Genomic DNA, 18,665 nt, shown 5'->3' with positions numbered 1-18,665 from the left:
AAGCTAAGAGGTTGACCGCACCTGCTTGCGCGCGCGCGACAAGACAAGAGCACCTGTGCCGATTAAGATCAGGCCACTTACCACGAATACCCAATGAATGCTAAGCTTAAGCCCCAGCACCCCGCCTATTAAGGGACCCGCCATAGCTCCGAACTGGTTCGCACTGGTCGTTAAGCCGAAGGATCTGCCCCGAAAGTCTTTATCTGTACTGTTGATCACCATGGTATTCACCGAGGGGCTGACTCCCGCCATAAAGAAGCCAAAAATAAACTGCACAATCGTAAATAACCAGAGCTGCTGGACAAAATATTGGGTCGAAATGACTCCGCCCGCACACATTAGGCAAATACATAAAATAATCGAATAGCTATACGTTTGCCCAATTTTCCCCCAAAATGGCGATGCGAGGATGCCAGCGATGCCAATAATGGAAAAGACGATACCGGATGCCAGCACAGCCCCCTCCAGCTTCCCCTGCAATCCAGCAATATGTAAGGTAAGCAACGGTTGAACCATATTAACCGACAGCTGAAAAATGAACAATAGCAATAACAAAAAGAGCAGATTGCGGTTGGTAGCTGCCTCCCGCCAGGTTTGGAGAATGCCTGTCTTGGCTTTTTCCTTGGTTGGCTCTTTAGCGGAGGTTCCCTCATCTACCCATAAAAAAACAGCAACAGTCGCCAAAAAGATAATGGCTGAAGCCACCACGAAAGATGAGCGCAGCCCGAACCATTCTGCCAGCACTCCGCCAAACAGAGGTCCGAGGATGCCCCCAGACAGCGTCGCTGCTTGCATCATGCCAAGGCTCCAGCCCATTTCCTTCTCCGGTGCCGTCGAGGCGACAATGGCCATTGATGCGGGTACGAAACCACCTACGAAGCCATGCAGCATTCTGACGCCGATTAATTGCCACTGGTTTTGCACGATAGCCAAACAGCAATAAATCACCGCAATACTTAACCCTGCACGGATGACCATCTTCCGCTTGCCGTACTTATCTGCCAGCCCTCCCCAGAACGGAGCCATAATCGCTCCAACCAGAAATGCAGAAGAATGGACAATTCCCGCCCACAAATTCACGCTCCCCTGATCGACTCCCAGATCCAATAAAAAGAGGGGCAAAAAAGGAACCGACATCGTATAGCTAGAGCTGCACAGCAATACAGATACCCATAAAATCCACATGGTCCTTTTCCAAGGCTCCATTCTCTCACCTCCAATAGGTTAGAATTGTTGGAATGTTCAAACTAATACCATACATAATACCAGTATCGTTAGCGGCTTTAAAGATAATATTAATTCACGATCTCCACCTGCTCCTACCTGGACTACAAATAATCGAGGGGGAACATCGAATTAAAACGGAGCAGGGTATAAAAATAAAGCTTTCGCCTCATTTCTATACCTTGCTCCGTGCATACTTCTTTCTTCTGTAGTAGTAGTTACCTTCTGGCTAGTACCTTTTGGCTACTACTTCGTCTGTGTTGTCCGGTCCTGTAGCTGGTGCACAGAAACTTGTCCCCAGCTCAGATCCTTCACACGATATTGCTCGATTAAATTCCAATCAAGCTCCATACCTAAGCCTGGACGGTCGCGTCCTGGTACCAGTAAGTAACCGTTTTCGTATTTGACGGGATTTTTGACGATGTCGGCAATGTACAATTCAGGTCCGGTTGGATCTGAGGTGTAGTTCAGATTTACTAAGGAGCTTCCCAAGTGGGCCATCGCAGCCGTACCGATCGATAATTCCTGCGTCGTGCCCATCAGGCAGCCTTTGCCAGCCACTTCTGCCGCAGCCGCAGCTTTCCTTGCACTCGTAATACCACCGATAAAAATCGGGGAAATATTAAAAATATCAACAGAATCATGACGGATCATTTCATACTGCTGGCGGAAGCTCCATACATGCTCACTAACCGGATGGTCAGCTTTGATGCGGAAATGGTGCAGACCGTCGAAGTCATTCTGCACGGCTGGGCTTTCGACCATCTGGAACTCATATTTGGATAAACGCTTAGTCGCTTGAAGTGCTGACTTCCAATCCAGCAAATGGCTAAAATCCAATGACTTGATCGTCACCTTGGAGCCGAATTCACTTTTCACACCATCAAGAAAAGCTTCATCCGCATCGAGATTTTTGCCAACATATAAACGGTACGTGTCGAAGCCTTGAGCCAACCGAGTACGAACGACCGCCAAGTTTTCTTCAACCTCTTCCATAAAACGATGCCTGAAGATCGGGAAGCATACCTTGATCTTCTCTTGAATGCGACCGCCAATGAGATCAGCAACGGAAATATTCAAAGCCTTTGCACACAAATCATGTAAGGCTGCATCAACGCCGTTACGAATAAAGTTACCTTTTTCATAATAAAAATTGGCTTCCGGAAAGTTGGCCGTCAGCTCTTTATTAATTAATGAGATATCAAATGGATTTTTGCCAAGCAGGATATCTTCCAGGGAATGCTTCAAGTCAAAAACATCTACGGCATAATGTGGAAGATGCGAGAAATCCGACATTTCGCCAATACCCGTCAGGCCTTCGTCTGTGTCCAGCTCCACAATCACATGCTTGCTTACAAATCCTGTCGACCGGGGTATACCCACGACCGTTAAACGAATTTCAGAAATTTTCATCTAAATGAGCTCCTCAAAAAAAATTTTTAATGATGGGTTAAACCCCAAGCCTTCAAAATTTCAGATACCCGCTGCTTCTCGTGCTGCTGCAAAAGCGCAATCGGCGGCCTTACAGCACTACTGGAAATGAGCCCAAGCTGGTACATCGCTTCTTTTACCACGCTTACGTTGTTGCCGTTCTTGTTCGCTTCGCGCAATTCCTCAAACGGCAGCACATCGTTCCAAACCGCCATCGCTTGCGGATAATTGCCTGATTGTAGCGCTTCCAACATCGCAAATGAACGCTTCGTATCGACATTGACCATACCGGAGGTAAAGCCTTCAGCCCCTGCTGCATAAAAGGTGGGCGCCCACGTTTCAGCAGTACCGCAAATCCACACAATATCCTTTTTGACGGCCTCTACGGCTTTGCGAAAAGAGGGTGGATGGTTGACCGCATACTTCACAGCTACCACATTTGGCAGCTCCGACACCTCTGCAAGCACCTCATGTGTGACCTGCTCGCTACGGATGTACAAGACCATCGGTAATGAGGTTGACGAAGCAATTTGCTTATAGTAGGCTATCATACCGGCTGGCAGTATGTAAGGATGCACCGGCTGGTGAACCATAATACCGTCTGCACCAGCCTTTTCTGCGTTCTCCGCCAGCTCACTGGCAGTCCTTGCATCGTATCCAACACCTGCAATGCTTAGGCTCCGTTTGCCTATCGTTTCCGTAACAAAGCGTGTGACCTGCTTGGCTTCCTCCACAGTTAATGCATAAAACTCACCTGTATTTCCGCAGGGATAGATCGCCTCAATGCCTCTTTCCAACAAAAATTCCACATTCTTCTTCAAGGAATCCCAGTCGATTTCAAGCTGGTCGTTGAATGGGGTAACATTGATCGCGTTAATTCCTTTAAGCTTGGATTGAATGGAGTCAACCATGGATTCTACCACCTTTTTCTTTAAATGTTGAATCATGTTTATTAATCTTGAATATTTGCTTAGAGGGATTGCTCGGTGCTGCTTTTGACAAAAACAATCGTACGACGTATGTGCGAGATCATTGCCTGCTCGGCTCCATCAGCGTCTCTTGCACAAATATTCCGGTAAATATTCGCATGCTCTTGAAAGCCCCGCTCTAGCTCCTCTTCATGGGATAAAGCCTTTTGCCGAAAGGAGCGGTCAAACGAATGGATCGCTTCAATCTGCTGCACGATATAATTATTTTTGGCGAAGGTACGGATCAGCTTATGGTAATCTCCATTAAGGATAAGCAGCTTCTCCGCATTCTTTTGCTCGGTGAACACTCTCATCTGCTCGACAACCCCAGTAAGCTGGCTAATTTCAGCATCTGAAATTTTCAAAGCCGCCAGCCTTGCGGCAACTCCCTCCAATGCCGAACGGGCCCAGTTAATTTCTTCGATGGAGTTCATGATGTCCGTAGAAACGAAAGTGCCGCGCCTTGCACTGGTAGTAACGAGACCTTCTTGCTCCAGACGGCGAAGTGCTTCCTTGAGTGGAGTTGTGCTGATTCCATACAGCTTGGCTAATTCACGTTCCTTTAAATGATGGCCGGGCTTATATTGCTCCGACAAAATCGCATCTTTAAGCTTTTCATAGACGGCATCGCGAATGGACTTGGTGAGAATGATATTTGCATCTGTCATGTCAGGTGACTCCACCTTCTTTCTGTCTTGTATTTGATATCTGATATATCAGATTTTAGAGTAAAAATAAACATCCGTCAATGATTTTTATATCCACTACAAAAAAGGCTCCTTCTATTAAAGCTGCGGGGATACTTCGATTTTCCTATATCTACTTTGTAGCAAAATACAACTCGACGTGCTAAATGAATATTCAATGCCTCCTTTACTCATTCTCATTATGGGATTGAGCCTGGTACAAATCCGAAAATAACCGAGCTTCTCCGACAGCTCTATGACTCCTTCTACGCACCAGGCAATATAGCATTGATCCCGACAGGTTTTTTGTTCGATAAGGTTCTCTATGAAACTTTCATGTGTTGTCTCAACCGACTGAACGGCAGGAGCAAAGAAATAATCGAGCAGGCTAGAATATACATTCACAATAACTATATGGAACCGTTAAATCTTCAGAAGCTTGCCGAGCAGCATGGAATGGGTACAAAAACATTCTCCTATTTATTTCATAATGGGGCGGTTCACGGATGTCGCTTTACTATGAGAAGCTTGGCTTTAAACTTTTTCGCTAGAGGGTATTAGTCAACTTAATCCCGAATATATCTTTATTGGTAAATCCTTCGAATAAACCTTTAAAGAGCCAGGAACCATTCGCTGGTAAGGGCTGCCGCCACTTCCCCGAATGCTCTCGCCATTCCATCCCCATGGAGATTTCATGCCAAGCCCTTTAATCTGGTACACCTGCTTCGTGTACGGTCTCTGTCCAACCGGATGGATGCTGATTTGGCAGGGATCAGAGAGTGTAATGATTTTAGAGCCTGTACTAAGGCTCCCAGGCTCAACGATAACCTGCATCGAAGCTGGGCTGGTTGGAATCACCCTTAATCCTGTGTATGGCAAGACCCTTTTAATCATAATGTGTCGCCCCTTTTTTAACATCTTCATTTCATGGCAAGCGTAACAACAAAAACAGACCAAAACTGGAACTTTACAGTCTTGGTCCATGGGATGAATATGGTCAAACATTGTGATGGACGAATGCTTTAGGAGAAGGCTTGGCGGTATATAAAATTTATGGAAGCTTATAAAATCTCACGCAGGTCGGCTGTGGAATCACAATTTGCCGCCCTGTTTCTTCAAGCTGACCGGTTTCTTTATCTACCCGGAACCAATAGACGGAATCGGAATCCTTATTCGCGGCCAGCAAGAACCTTCCGCTTGGCGTCAAGCTGAAGTGCCTTGGGTGCTTGCCCGAGGTAGAAATATGCTGGACCAAAGTTAGCATACCACTAAGCGGATCGATCGAAAATACGACAATGCTGTCATGTCCACGATTCGAGCCGTACAGGTAACCGCCGCAAGGGGATACTTGTACCTCTGCCGTAGAGCTGGTACCCGTATAATCCGCTGGCAGCGTATTGACGGTTTGAAGCGATTGAAGCTTGCCATTCACACGGTCATAAGAGAATACCGTAATTGTTGAGCTAAGCTCTTCAATAACATAAGCATAGCTCCCATTTGGATGAAAGGCAAAATGCCTTGGACCTGCTCCCGGAGCTACAGACACCTCATCATGCAGCACCAGCTTTGCTTCCAGCCGATCCAGACGGTAGACCATAACCTTGTCCAATCCAAGATCGGGTACAATGACGAATTGATCTGACGGGTCAGTGTAAACTGAATGGGGATGCGGGCTTTCCTGGCGCTGCGGCACTACACCGCTTCCACCGCTATGCTGCATTTTGCCAACGAGCTCTCCAATGGTGCCATCACTCAGGATCGGGAATAAAGAAATGGTGCCGCCTCCATAGCTTACAGTCAACAAAAACCGCTCAGCATGATCCGTATTAATATGTGTAGCGGCTTTATCCGCACTTAATTCCTGCTGGACAAAAGCCAGCTTGCCTGTAGCTGGGTCAATACGGTAGGAAGCCGCTGCTGCTTCAGAAAGCCCTTCATAGGATTGCGTGAAGGAATATAGCATGTTATGGGCTTCGCTAATTTTAATAAAGGTAGGGTCCTGCAGACCGGAAATGGACTCTATAAAATCCACGTCCTCGCTGTCCTCGTCAAATAGGTAAGAATAAATTCCTGGCAATTCTTTGTCCGTATAGGATCCAAAATAAACCACATATTTCGAGTTTTCCAAGTGACTCACTCCATTTCAAATATTAATTTCACATATACTATTGTAACCTATTACAGCCTACATTTCCTACTTAGCCTTAGCCATAGTTAGCGATTTTCCATAATAAAAAGCCTCGGCAGCCACAGCTAGTGTGGTACCGAGGCTTACAGACTTATCCATGTAGGCTAAAGAAGCCGGATTGTGGAGCTAAGGAATCATGGTCTTGCTATTGCAGCCGGGAGCTTGCCCCATTTTTGCAGCATAGCGGTAACTTCTTTCTTTTCCACATCGCTTAGCGGATCTACCGGTTCGCGAGGTGCGCCCGCACGCAGTCCCAGCTGTTCCATCGCTTCCTTTACGATCACGACGTTATTACCGGCATTATATCTGGCGCGCAGATTTTCAAAAGGCAGCACCTCAGCCCACACTTCCCACACCGTAGTCCAATCGCCAGCCTGCAGAGCTTCCAGCATCGCATAGGACTTCTCCGGGTACACATTCACCAGGCCGGAAGTAAATCCTTTGGCTCCAGCATTGTAGAAATAAGGCGCCCATTTCTCGGCCGTACCGCAGATCCACGCGATGTTAAATTCTTTAGGGACTTTGCGGATTGTTGTGGAAAAACGCGGCAAATCATTAATGGCATATTTCACGCCGACACATTTGTCCAGAGCAGCCAAAGTCATTAAAATATCGTCCGAGACGTTAGCCTCCTTCAAATAAAGGATCGACGGAATATCCAATGCTTCGATAACTTTGCGGTAGTAGGAAAGCGCACCGGGAGTTGTGATGTACGGATGGATCGGTTGGTGGATCATCACGCAATCCGCCCCCACCTCTTGGGCGTATTTGCCCAGCTCGATCGCCGTCTCAGCCGAATAGCCTACTCCAGCCATAACGATGGCGCGTTTATTGACAATCTCGACTACCCGCTTCGTTTCCGCTTTAGCCTCATCCAGTGTAAGCGCGTAAAACTCGCTAGTATTACCACATGGCACGATGACTTTACAGCCGTTGGCGATCAGGTACTCAATGTTGGTCTCCAGGCCTTTCCAATCAATTTCACGGGTAACCTCGTCAAAAGGAGTAATATTGATAGCTGTTATGGTTTCAAGCTTTTTGCTGAATTCTGCATAATCCATAATGATGTTATTCCTCTCTATTATCGAATGTAATCATGGATATCAACACCGTAATGCTTACCCGTTTGCTCCAGCTCGCGGAAAATCGCCGGTGATAAGGCAATGCCTTCGGCTAGCTGCTTTTTCATTTTCAACGTTTCAATCTCACCTGGCATATAGACACGCTCGAAGCCTTTAGCCGGCTTGCTATTGACGGTTTCGTCGATCTTTTCCTGCATGCGCTGGTAGAATTCTTCCTGCTTCATAAACGCATCGACACGGATGACACCAAAGAAATGCCCAATATTTTGAGGCTCCGGATCGTCATACATACGGGGTACTCGCTTGCCAAACAAAGAACCGGTTAATACGCCCGATAAAATATCAACCATAATGCCCAGACCAGAGCCTTTAGAGCCCATAGGAAGCAAGAAGCCCTCCAATGCGGCAATCGGGTCCGTAGTCGGCTCGCCGTCTTTGGTTACAGCCCAGCCTTCAGGAATTGCAATGCCTTTTGTTTTGGCTACGATAATCTTACCTCTTGCCACGTTACTTGTCGCCATATCCAGCACAACCGGATCCTTGCCTTTTCCTGTAGGGATGGCAAATGAAAGCGGGTTCGTTCCTAGCGAAGCTTCAAGTGCTCCAAAAGGTACCATCATCGCCGAGCTGTTCGTCATCGCGATTCCGATACACCCCTCGGCTGCTGCCATCCGTGTGTAATAAGAGCACGTACCGAAATGGTTGGAGTTGTTCACGCCCACGAATGCGGTACCGTAGGTTTTCGCTTTGGCGATAGCCGCTTCCATAGCCTTCACGCCCGCTACTTGGCCCCAGCCGTTGCCGGCATCGTACATGGCTGTTGTTGGTGTCTCCGTGATTAAGGAGATGTTCGTGCTCCGCTCGATCAATCCCTGCTCCATTCTTTTTAAATAGCCGGGCACACGGGATACGCCATGTGATTCCACACCCAACAAATCGGCGTCAACCAAATTATCTGCAATAACAGCAGCTTCCTGCCAAGGGAGTGATTTGGCGAACACGTCGGTACAATACTTTCTTAAAGCGTCGACTTGGACGACTTGGTCAATAACATTACTCATGGCTGCACCTCTAGGCTTTTCATCAAATTTTTGTTTGTACAGGATATAGGCGGTTCATTATGCAAAATGCGCACGATTTCCTCGGCAGCGCCAACCGCCATTGCGATCATTGCATCATCGGTATGTGCTGACATATGCGGCGTCACAATAATGTTATCCAGCTCCCACAGCGGATGCTGTGAGGGAGGAGGCTCCTGCTCGAACACATCCATCGCTGCGCCCGCGATCTGCCCTGCTTTGAGCGCTTCATACAGTGCATCTTCGTCCACCAAACCGCCTCTGGCGCAGTTGATGAGGAACGAGCTCTTTTTCATTAGAGCCAACGTTGCTCGGTCGATGATGTGATGCAAGTCAGGCACATACGGAATGTGCAGCGATACAAAGTCCGATTCCGACACCAGCTTATGTACCGAATCGACCATTCGGACATCATCTATGCCAGAATCTCCGGTAATAAAAGGGTCATAGGCGATAACGTTCATTTCCATGCCGAGCGCACATTTTCGTGCAACTCTTCTGCCAATGTTGCCGAGACCAATAATACCAAGCGTTTTGCCATGCAGCTCGGTTCCGATATATCGGTTTCTTGCTTCGAAATCGCCTTTGCGCAATGCGATGTCGCCTTTAAACATTTGATGCGAAATCGCGATCATCATTCCTACGGCATGCTCCGCGACGGAATTCGAGTTGGCATACGGCGTGTTGCATACATAAATGCCACGCTCTGCTGCAGCCTTCGCGTCTATATTGTCAACACCCGCACCATGGCGGGCGATGACTTTTAAGTTGGAGATGCTTTCAATCAGCTCACGGTCGATAACAGCCGTCCTGACAAGGATCGCATCCGCTTCTCTGGCAAGCTCGGCAATTGCCGCCCTGTCATCTAAACGCTCGGGAATCACATAATCGCAGTTCCCGTTTCGCAAGACGGCCAACCCATCGGCGTGAATATGTTGCATAACCAAAACTTTAAAACGTTCCATCGGCTTTCCCCTCCGCCCGTTGATCATTAAATTATGGAGTAATAACTACCGTTTTAACTTGTGTATAAAATTCAATCGCTGCCCTGCCCTGCTCGCGCGAATACGAGCTGGACTGCTTCATGCCTCCAAAAGGAGCCTGCGGTTCTACACCTGCTGTCTCCCCGTTGACCTTGATCAATCCTGCCTCCACTAGGCTGACGAAACGATGAATATGGGCTTGGTTCTTCGTAAAAATAGCGGCAGCCAATCCGTATCGGACATTGTTGGCCAGCTCTATCGCATGATCGAGACCAGACGCTTCTAGAATGACAAGCACAGGTCCGAACACTTCCTCCTGGGCAAGCTCGGATTGCGGATCAACTTGGTCGAGCAGAGTCGGCTCGATGTAGTAGCCTTTTGCATAATCGCCTGCGACCAACGCTTTTCCCCCGGTGAGAAGCCTCGCTCCTTGCGCAATACCGTTATTAATCGCTTCCAAAATGGCTTCGTACTGTTTCTTCGATACAACAGGTCCAATATAGCAATCGTTCTCGCGAGGGTCAGAAAGCTTAATACTTTTTGCTTTTTCCACAAGTAAAGAGGTCAACCTCTCTCTTACGGATTTCTCTACGATGACCCGGCTGGTTGCCGTGCATTTTTGCCCAGCGGAACGCATAGCCGCGCTGATGATCACATCGGCTGCCTTGTCCAGGTCGGCATCCGCCAGAACAACGCTCGCGTTTTTGCCGCCCATCTCTAACTGGTACTTGGCATGCCGGGAGGATGCGGCCTTGGCGACGGTTTTGCCAACTGCATCGGAGCCGGTAAACGAGATGCCCGTAATATCCGGATGCTCAAGAATGCGCTGTCCGACAACCGACCCCGAGCCGCTGACTAGCTGCACGACGCCTTGCGGCAAGCCGCTCTCATTAAGCAGCTGCATCAAACGAGCTGCCGTGATGGTTGAATGTTCCGCCGCCTTCCATATGACCGTGTTGCCATAGATTAAGGCTGGAGCCATTTTCCAAACGGGTATGGCTACCGGGAAGTTCCATGGTGTGATCAGTCCGACAATCCCGAGTGGAACGCGGGTGGTATATAAGTGGGAAATCCCATCTGTTGAAGGTATTACCTCACCAATGCTGCGTAGGCCTTCACCCGCGTAATAGCGAAACAGCACAACTGCACGGTTCACTTCGCCTCTTGCTTCGCCGATCGGCTTGCCCATTTCTGCTGTAAGCAGCTGAGCCAGCTCCTCTAGGTTATCCTCGATTTTTTGCGCGGCCTTGAACAAATAGGATGCTCTTTGCGCACTCCCGAACCCCGTCCATTGCGGGAGTGCTTGCTTCGCACCCTGCACGGCAAGATCCACATCGGCTTCGTTCAATTGAATGCTCCGGCCTACCAACCTATCTGAATGGATCGGACTGTAATGCTCCTTCATTGCTCGGCTGCCGGGTTCGACCCAACTTCCGTCAATATATGCGGTTCTGTCGATAATACTTGTAAGCATGTACTTGCCCTCCCCTGGGATTACTTTCTCACTTTACCGTATCGGGCTGTAAAGCGTTTATATGGCGTAATGGTACCAAGCGATACCATGACAGGCAATAGTACTGATTAAACCTATTACCATCATTAAAAAAATGAGTAAAATCAAGGAAACAAACGATAAAACAATAAAACGTTATCATTCCTTTCAGTAGGACCATACTTATCAAACCAGCCAAAAGAATGATCCGTTATATCCAACGGCTACACAAAGCCTCCGCAATGTAGGACTACGACGACACTTCTCGCAAATCCCCGCCATATCTGCCTGGGCGAAAAGCAAAAAAGGCCGAGCAGAATTAGTTTCTGCCCAACCTTTTTTTGTTCTTCCTACCTATCATGTTGCGATGCATAAGCGATTCAAAATCTAACGTAGACGCCAGTACAGCTCATTCCATCTTAGCTCGTTACGGAAGCCACGCAGTGTCGTATCGTTGTTAATGATGACACTTTCGATTCCTGTCATTTCTGCCCAATCCAACAGCTGATCGACTGTTACAACGTAAGAGAATACCGTATGATGCGCTCCCCCTGCAAAAATCCAGGCCTCTGCTGCTTCTTGCAGCGATGGCTGGGATTTCCAAAGCACCCTGGCTACTGGCAGCTTAGGCATCGTTTGCTGCGGCGCGACTGCATCCACTTGGCTAATGATGAGGCGAAATCTTCCGCCCATATCCACCAAAGATGCATTCACGGCTGCACCGGCACGGCCATCAAAAGTCAATCGTGCCGGATCGGCTTTACCGCCAATGGAGAGCGGATGCACCTCAATCTTGGGACGGGTTGCCGCAATCGTAGGGCAAACCTCAAGCATATGCGAGCCCAGCACCAGCTCATTTCCCAGCTCGAAATGGTAGGTGTAATCCTCCATGAACGAAGTGCCCTCGTTACCGGCAATAATTTTCATCATGCGTGTTAGAGCGGCCGTTTTCCAATCGCCTTCGCCACCAAAGCCGTAGCCTTCGCTCATTAGCCGTTGGACGGCAAGCCCCGGAAGCTGCTTGATGCCGTGCAAATCTTCAAAGCTGGTCGTAAAGGCGCTAAAGCCGCCCTCCTGCAAAAATGCCTTCATCCCAAGCTCAATCCGTGCTTGCTCCAATATTGAATCCTTCAAAGCCCCAGGCGCACGCCCTTCAGCAGAAATGTCGTACAGCTCCGTGTATTCATCGAACAATGTATGGATTTGAGCCGTGGAAACGTCATTAATCCGTTGCGCCAAATCGCCCACTCCGAAACCATTAATTGACCAACCGAATTTAATTTGTGCCTCTACTTTATCCCCTTCAGTTACGGCTACATGGCGCATGTTATCGCCAAAGCGTGCCAGCTTCAAATTGCGACTTTCAATCACAGCGACCGCTGTACGCATCCAGCCACCAATCCGTTCGCGAACCTGGGCTTCCTCCCAGTAACCAACGACTACTTTACGGATAATTCCCATACGTGTGCCGATAAAACCATACTCACGGTCACCATGCGCAGATTGGTTCGTATTCATAAAATCCATATCAATCGTATCCCATGGGATATCGCGGTTGTATTGGGTGTGCAGGTGCAGCAGCGGCTTGCGCAATTCGGTTAAGCCTGCTATCCACATTTTCGCTGGTGAGAAGGTATGCATCCAAGTTATAATGCCCGCGCAGGTTGCATCGGCGTTGGCTTCGATACAAAGCTTGAGGATAGCGTCGGGTGTGGTTAGGACGCTTTTGAACACGATTTTGAAAGGAATCGCAGGATCCCGGTCGAGCCCTTCTGTAATTTGGCGCGAATGCTGCTCAACCTCGAGCAGCGTTTCAGGGCCGTATAGGTGTTGGCTTCCGGTTACGAACCAAAATTCATAGGGGTTTATAGTTAACATGGATGGGTTAATCTCCTTTTTACCTTTTTCACCCTCCCAAACCCTCCCTCTAGGGAGGGCCCCAAAGGGCGTTGCCCTCTGGACTCCCTGCTGTTTGCGGCGGCTGGGGTGTTCTCGGGGCGCTTTCGTCCCTACGGGACACGCTTGGCTTTGGGTGGATGGGTGCTGGGTGGTGGGTTTTGTGTGTTCGGGTCGCTTTCGTCCCTGCGGGACACGCTTGGGTTGAGTTCGTGAAAAGCTGCTTAAGGGCAGGCTCGTTCCTGCGGAACATTGCCCAAGGGCAAGACCAAGGGCAAGACCAAGGGCAAGACCAAGGGCAAGACCAGCAAGAGCGCAATGTAAAGCCGTCTATATGATTTCTTCTTTGATTGCTTTTAGACGTTTCATGACGTCGTTGGCGCCCCGGCCGAAATAGTCGTGGAGCTTGCTGTATTCTTGATACAGCTTTTCGTAGACTTCGACATTCGCGGGGATGGGCTTGAACGTTTCCTCGCGGATGCGAGCCATTTGCTGGGCGGCTTCGACGATGTTGTCGTAGCCGCCGTTTGCGGCGCCAGCGGCAACGGCGCCGAACATGGCAGCGCCAAGCGCTGGTGTTTGCTTGGAAGCTGCGATTTTGATTTCGCGGTTGGTTACATCCGCGTAAATCTGCATGAGCAGCTTATTTTTTTGTGGTAAGCCCCCGCAGGCGTATAGCTCTTGAACTTCGACACCGTTGTTGTGGAAGGCGTCGACGATTTTGCGTGTACCGTAGGCCGTGGATTCAAGCAGCGCACGGTAAATTTCCTCGGGCTTCGTGAGCAATGTGTAGCCGACGAGCAGGCCTGTTAGGTCGGTATCGACCAACACGGAACGGTTGCCGTTCCACCAATCTAAAGCGAGCAAACCCGTTTGTCCGGGGACATAAGCGGAAGCTTTGTGCTCCAGCCATTCGTGGACGGAGAGGCCTTCCTTATTAGCGGCTTCCTCAACGTAAGCGGGAACGCCTTGCTCTACATACCAGGCGAAGATATCGCCAACTGCGGATTGACCTGCCTCATAGCCCATGTAGCCTGGGATAATTCCATCTTCGACAACACCACACATGCCTTCAACCTGCTTCTCCTCAGCGCCAAGCAGCATATGGCAAATGGATGTGCCCATCGCCATGACGAGCTTGCCTGGAGTGACAACGCCAACTGCTGGTACTGCCGCATGTGCATCCACATTGCCCACGGCTACAGCCGTGCCGGCCTTCAAGCCTGTCAGCGCTGCCATCGCTTCGGTCAGTCCGCCAGCTTTTGTACCCAGAGGGGCTACTTCACCGCGCAGCTTCGTATCGGTCAGCAACTCAAGACGCGGGTCCAGCGCTTTAAAAAACTCGCGGCTCGGGTAGCCATCTTGTTTATGCCAGATCGATTTGTACCCTGCTGTGCAGCTGTTACGGATCGTATTCCCTGTCATTTGGGCGATAACCCAATCTGTCGCTTCAAGGAACAGGTCTGTCCGTTCATAAATGTCCGGCGCTTCATTTAAAATTTGCCATATTTTTGCGATCATCCATTCGGACGATATTTTGCCGCCATACCGTGGCAGGAACGCTTCTCCACGCTGCTCCGCTATTTGGTTCAGCAAATTCGCTTCATCCTGTGCCGCGTGATGCTTCCACAGCTTCAACCAGCTATGGGGCTGGTCTTTGAGCTCGGGGTTGAAGCATAAAGGTCGGCCATTTTCATCTACTGGCAGCATCGTGCATGCTGTAAAATCAATACCCAGCCCGATCACATCTGCCGGATCAATGCCCGATTCCTTAAGGACAGCAGGTATCGAGCGCTGCAGCACGGTAATATAATCCGCCGGATGCTGCAATGCCCAATCCATCTCCAGCTTGATGCCGGATTCCGGCAGCTGCTCGTCAATGACATTGTGCGGATATGGCGTTACATGGTCCGCAAGCTCTGTTCCGTCGCTTAAATCTACCAGCACCGCACGTCCAGACTCCGTGCCATAATCCACACCGATTGCATATTTCTTGCCCAATTTGCTAGCCTCCTTAAATTATGCTTTATTGTTGCCCGTAATAAGCGTTAACTCCATGCTTTCTTAAAAAATGGCGGTCCAGCAGCACTTGGTCCATAGGGGCTACCTGCGGATTTAATTGATACGTATGGTAAGCCATCTTCGCTACTTCCTCAAGCACGACCGCATTATGAACGGCATCATGGGCATCCTTGCCCCATGCAAACGGTGCATGGCAATTGACCAGCACACCCGGAATTTGCTTAGGAGACAGGTTCAGGCTATGGAAGGTTTCAATAATAACGTTGCCGGTTTCCAGCTCGTAAGCGCCTTCAATTTCTTCCTTCTTCATTGCTCGCGTGCAAGGCACTTCACCATAAAAATAATCGGCCTGCGTAGTACCTAGCGCCGGAATGGGCCTACCCGCTTGCGCCCAGCTTGTTGCCCATGGTGAATGCGTATGGACGATGCCGCCGATGTCCGCAAAATCGCGATATAAGGCCAAATGTGTTGGTGTATCCGAGGAAGGGCGAAGGCTGCCTTCGATAATTTGGCCCTGCAAATCTACAACCACCAGGTCATCGATCTTTAATTCATCATAAGGAACGCCGCTTGGTTTAATGACAACAAGTCCGCTTTCCCTGTCGATCCCGCTAACATTGCCCCATGTAAATGTAACAAGGCCGTATTTGGGCAAATCAAGGTTTGCCTGCAGAACTTCCTTTTTCAGCTTTTTTAACAACCATTTCATCACCTTCCATTTAGAAGTGCCTTTGTTTTGTCTAGCCTCTAGTGAAGTATTTTTGTCTATCGCCATTATACATTTGTACGTACAAATTTTCCACTCTTAATTTTAGATGGATCTAGTTGATTCTCTAATAATAAGCTCCGGCACCAAAATCTTCGTCCGTTCTGTTGCATATTCACCTTTGTGCTCGATCATATCGATAATCGTTTCGGCTGCTTGGATGCCCAGGTCCAGCTTTGGATGTGCCAAAGTTGTCAGCTTAACCTCCATAGCTGTTGCCAATGTTGAATCATCATAGCCCACAACAGAGATGTCGCCCGGAACGGTAAGACCGGATTCACGAATCGCAGCAATCAATTGCACCGCCAATTCATCGTTATAGCAAACAAAGGCGGTTGGGCGATCCTGCTCCTTAGCTAGCAGTGTGAGGGCTGCTTCATAAGGCTTCGTATATTTTTCCTCGGTCACATAATGGATCACAGCATCTGGCAAAAGCGGTATTTGCCGCTCATGATGCGCTCGAATAAAGCCTTTCATTCGGTTCACACCCTGCAAATCATCCATCTTGAAAAAACCGGCGATTCGCCGATGGCCAAGCGCCACTAAATGGTCTACAGCCTTGAAACCACCGGCTTCATCATCCATTTTGATACAGGGGCAGTCCATTTCCATATACCGCTCATTGATCATCAGGAAGGGAATATTTCGATACTCCAATGATAAATAAAAATCAAGGTTGGGGTTACCCTCAGCGCTTCTTGTCGGTTCAATAATAATGCCGGCCAAAGGATGAGCCAGCAGCATTTGCAAGCTTTCCCGCTCTCTCGCTTTATCATTGTCCGTGCTCGAAAGCAGCATCCGATAGCCCTTGGCCCTGAATATACTTTCCGCTCCACGGACAATCGACGGAAAGATATAGTCGGAAATATAAGTCGTGAGGACGCCGATCGTCTGAATTTCCCGCTCTGACTTAGGGGCTGCCTCGGCTACATAGGTGCCGCTGCCCTGAACACGGTACAGCCATCCCTCCTGTTCTAATTCACCAAGCGCCTGCCGTACCGTCTGCCGGCTCATTTTAAATTGCTCGGCGATTTCATGCTCGGTTGGCATCCGTTCATTGGGCAAAATTCGTGAGCCCTGAAGCCAACCCATAATTTCCTGCTTAAGCTGTATATATTTAGGTACAGGCTTTGTGCTCATCTTACACCTCTGCTGTTCTATATTTCATATACCACATTGTATGTCCAGATTGTTATTTTCATTAGCTCTATTATACTTTTGTACGTACCATTTATCCAGACAAATGTCTCTAGGCTCACCTTATCGATCCTAACATCTTGGGAAAAATAAATAAAAGCTCTTCTCCTGAAGCGGAGTAAGAGCTTTATATATGCATACGTTGTTTCATTGCTAGCGATTTTTTAATATTTTAAGCTCCAGCTCGGCATCAGCAATTCGATGGTTGAGATAACGGATATCGCCCCGAGCATCCAGGATATGATCATCCAGCTTGATTTCAAGACGGTTCGTGTTTTCCTTCACTTCCCGATCAAACGCATGAACCGATTCTTTTGTTGCCTTATCTTGCTTCAAGCTTCTCATTATCCGCTTCCACTGCCAGTGCATCCTCGCTTTTTTGTGAGAACAAAGGAACCAGAAAAGCACAAATTAAGGAGAAACCAAGCAATACAAGGAACGAGACCCCTTGCAGATCTTTAACAAATAGGATAAGAATAAGCATTCCGATACGCGAAACGTTCAAAAACCATTCCCGCCAGAGCAAAATCCTCGCTTGTTCAATCGAGGTATGACGGCTAATAATGCGGAACTGCCCGCTGTTCCAAACCGTACCGAAGTAAAACAATCCAATCGTTGTTAATATATTGGAAATAACGAGAAATACCGAATGCTGGAATAATGCCACCAAGAAACCAACCGAAATTGCAATCATGCCTACCTTTAACCAGATACCGCTACGGATTGTCATTTTCCGATGCAAGATCATCGCCATAATTGAAGATACGGCATATAGCACATTTAATAGAGCAATAACGAGCTTATCACTCGACACCGAAAAGGTGAAAATGATGGCAAATAACCCTTGAAATTGCAGAACCACACCTGCTGCCAAACAGGACGGAACCATCCAGCGGATCGCCGGATAGGAGAATACGGTCGAGAATCGCATTTGCTGGAATAGCGGCTTTTTCTCCCCTGCCAAGGTAATAGGGGATATGAAGAACGAAACTACCATTAAAATGGTAATGAACACAAACATCAGAATAAAGGAACCGGAGTAGCCAATCCACTTAATAATGAAAGCAAATACAACCGGATTGATAATTGATACAGTCTGCCCGATAATGGTCGCATAGGAGAAATAACCTTCAAAATCGCCACCCTTGCCGATCGCGGACAAGGTAATATTTTGCGAAGCGGCATAAAAGCCCCACATAATTCCAACAGGCACGGCTATAATCGCAATCCACAGCAGCCGGTTGTCCAACGTGAGCAAGGTAAGCAGCAGAAAGGTGATCGCACCACAACCAGCCGTCACCCTGATCAGCAGCCGTGTTGTATATTTGGTTAATAAACGTGAGCCACCTGCAAAAGCAAGGCTCCAAGTAATGAACATAATTAAGTTAAACCAAGTGACGTCAAAAATGCTGTGGTTCTTCTCCCAAATAAATAAATTAACGAAAATCCCAATATAGTTAAAGATAATCGTTGATGCTGCATTCATGATCAGCACTTTGCGGATAGAGGCCGCGATGCGCAAATTTTCCATCTCCTTCATCTATAAAACCATAAGCAATAATTATTCCTCATGACATCATAACTCATTTTACAAAACGTGCAAGACTTGTTTTCCATATTTTATTTTACCTGCTTCACGTAAGCGGATTCA

17 protein-coding genes are annotated in these 18,665 nt (G+C 48.3%); 1 reads left to right on the top strand and 16 read right to left on the bottom strand.

Annotated elements, in window-relative coordinates:
* Positions 1 to 3 precede the first annotated feature (3 nt).
* From G9U52_RS27070 to araA, 11 genes are all read right to left on the bottom strand, one after another.
* Positions 4 to 1,206, bottom strand: a complete 1,203-nt coding sequence (locus tag G9U52_RS27070) for an MFS transporter (RefSeq protein WP_166153789.1) — start codon at positions 1,204 to 1,206, stop codon at positions 4 to 6.
* A 264-nt stretch (positions 1,207 to 1,470) separates the two neighbouring features.
* The gene (locus tag G9U52_RS27065; RefSeq protein ID WP_166153788.1) at positions 1,471 to 2,637 is read right to left on the bottom strand and encodes a mandelate racemase/muconate lactonizing enzyme family protein; all 1,167 of its coding nucleotides are present in this window, start codon (positions 2,635 to 2,637) and stop codon (positions 1,471 to 1,473) included.
* Between the two features lie 26 nt (positions 2,638 to 2,663).
* Positions 2,664 to 3,602 (bottom strand): dihydrodipicolinate synthase family protein, encoded by a 939-nt coding sequence (locus G9U52_RS27060; RefSeq protein ID WP_243767581.1) that lies wholly within the window; start codon positions 3,600 to 3,602, stop codon positions 2,664 to 2,666.
* A gap of 23 nt (positions 3,603 to 3,625) precedes the next feature.
* Positions 3,626 to 4,291, bottom strand: coding sequence for a GntR family transcriptional regulator (locus G9U52_RS27055; RefSeq protein ID WP_166153786.1), 666 nt, complete (start codon positions 4,289 to 4,291; stop codon positions 3,626 to 3,628).
* Positions 4,292 to 4,870: 579 nt separating this feature from the next.
* Entirely contained in the window at positions 4,871 to 5,203 is a 333-nt protein-coding gene (locus G9U52_RS27050) for a hypothetical protein (protein ID WP_166153785.1), read from the bottom strand.
* 157 nt (positions 5,204 to 5,360) lie between these two features.
* Positions 5,361 to 6,437, bottom strand: a complete 1,077-nt coding sequence (locus G9U52_RS27045; protein WP_166153784.1) for a lactonase family protein — start codon at positions 6,435 to 6,437, stop codon at positions 5,361 to 5,363.
* A 194-nt stretch (positions 6,438 to 6,631) separates the two neighbouring features.
* On the bottom strand, positions 6,632 to 7,558 hold the full coding sequence (locus G9U52_RS27040) for a dihydrodipicolinate synthase family protein (protein ID WP_166153783.1): 927 nt from the start codon (positions 7,556 to 7,558) through the stop codon (positions 6,632 to 6,634).
* 20 nt (positions 7,559 to 7,578) lie between these two features.
* A complete protein-coding gene (locus G9U52_RS27035; RefSeq protein ID WP_166153782.1) occupies positions 7,579 to 8,640 on the bottom strand; it encodes an Ldh family oxidoreductase in 1,062 nt (353 codons plus the stop codon).
* Positions 8,637 to 9,623 (bottom strand): hydroxyacid dehydrogenase, encoded by a 987-nt coding sequence (locus G9U52_RS27030; RefSeq protein ID WP_166153781.1) that lies wholly within the window; start codon positions 9,621 to 9,623, stop codon positions 8,637 to 8,639. Before G9U52_RS27030 ends, G9U52_RS27035 begins: the two co-directional genes overlap by 4 nt.
* Before the next feature lie 31 nt (positions 9,624 to 9,654).
* Entirely contained in the window at positions 9,655 to 11,115 is a 1,461-nt protein-coding gene (locus G9U52_RS27025) for an aldehyde dehydrogenase family protein (RefSeq protein WP_166153780.1), read from the bottom strand.
* 405 nt (positions 11,116 to 11,520) lie between these two features.
* Positions 11,521 to 13,011 (bottom strand): L-arabinose isomerase, encoded by a 1,491-nt coding sequence (gene araA / locus G9U52_RS27020; protein WP_166153779.1) that lies wholly within the window; start codon positions 13,009 to 13,011, stop codon positions 11,521 to 11,523.
* Positions 13,012 to 13,082: 71 nt separating this feature from the next.
* On the opposite strand from araA, the gene G9U52_RS27015 reads away from it, so the two are divergent.
* Positions 13,083 to 13,367, top strand: coding sequence for a hypothetical protein (locus tag G9U52_RS27015; RefSeq protein ID WP_166153778.1), 285 nt, complete (start codon positions 13,083 to 13,085; stop codon positions 13,365 to 13,367).
* Here the strand turns inward: G9U52_RS27015 and G9U52_RS27010 are convergent.
* From G9U52_RS27010 to G9U52_RS26990, 5 genes are all read right to left on the bottom strand, one after another.
* Positions 13,360 to 15,030, bottom strand: a complete 1,671-nt coding sequence (locus G9U52_RS27010; protein ID WP_166153777.1) for a ribulokinase — start codon at positions 15,028 to 15,030, stop codon at positions 13,360 to 13,362. The genes G9U52_RS27015 and G9U52_RS27010 overlap by 8 nt on opposite strands.
* A 25-nt stretch (positions 15,031 to 15,055) precedes the next feature.
* Positions 15,056 to 15,751, bottom strand: coding sequence for an L-ribulose-5-phosphate 4-epimerase (gene araD, locus G9U52_RS27005; RefSeq protein ID WP_166153776.1), 696 nt, complete (start codon positions 15,749 to 15,751; stop codon positions 15,056 to 15,058).
* Between the two features lie 111 nt (positions 15,752 to 15,862).
* Entirely contained in the window at positions 15,863 to 16,957 is a 1,095-nt protein-coding gene (locus G9U52_RS27000; protein ID WP_166153775.1) for a GntR family transcriptional regulator, read from the bottom strand.
* A 210-nt stretch (positions 16,958 to 17,167) separates the two neighbouring features.
* On the bottom strand, positions 17,168 to 17,350 hold the full coding sequence (locus G9U52_RS26995) for a hypothetical protein (protein WP_207953220.1): 183 nt from the start codon (positions 17,348 to 17,350) through the stop codon (positions 17,168 to 17,170).
* On the bottom strand, positions 17,337 to 18,554 hold the full coding sequence (locus G9U52_RS26990) for an MFS transporter (RefSeq protein ID WP_207953219.1): 1,218 nt from the start codon (positions 18,552 to 18,554) through the stop codon (positions 17,337 to 17,339). Before G9U52_RS26990 ends, G9U52_RS26995 begins: the two co-directional genes overlap by 14 nt.
* Positions 18,555 to 18,665: the final 111 nt, after the last annotated feature.

Source organism: Paenibacillus agricola, from assembly GCF_011440305.1.
Lineage (GTDB): Bacteria > Bacillota > Bacilli > Paenibacillales > NBRC-103111 > Paenibacillus_S > Paenibacillus_S agricola.
This window is presented reverse-complemented; position numbering and strand designations above follow the sequence as displayed.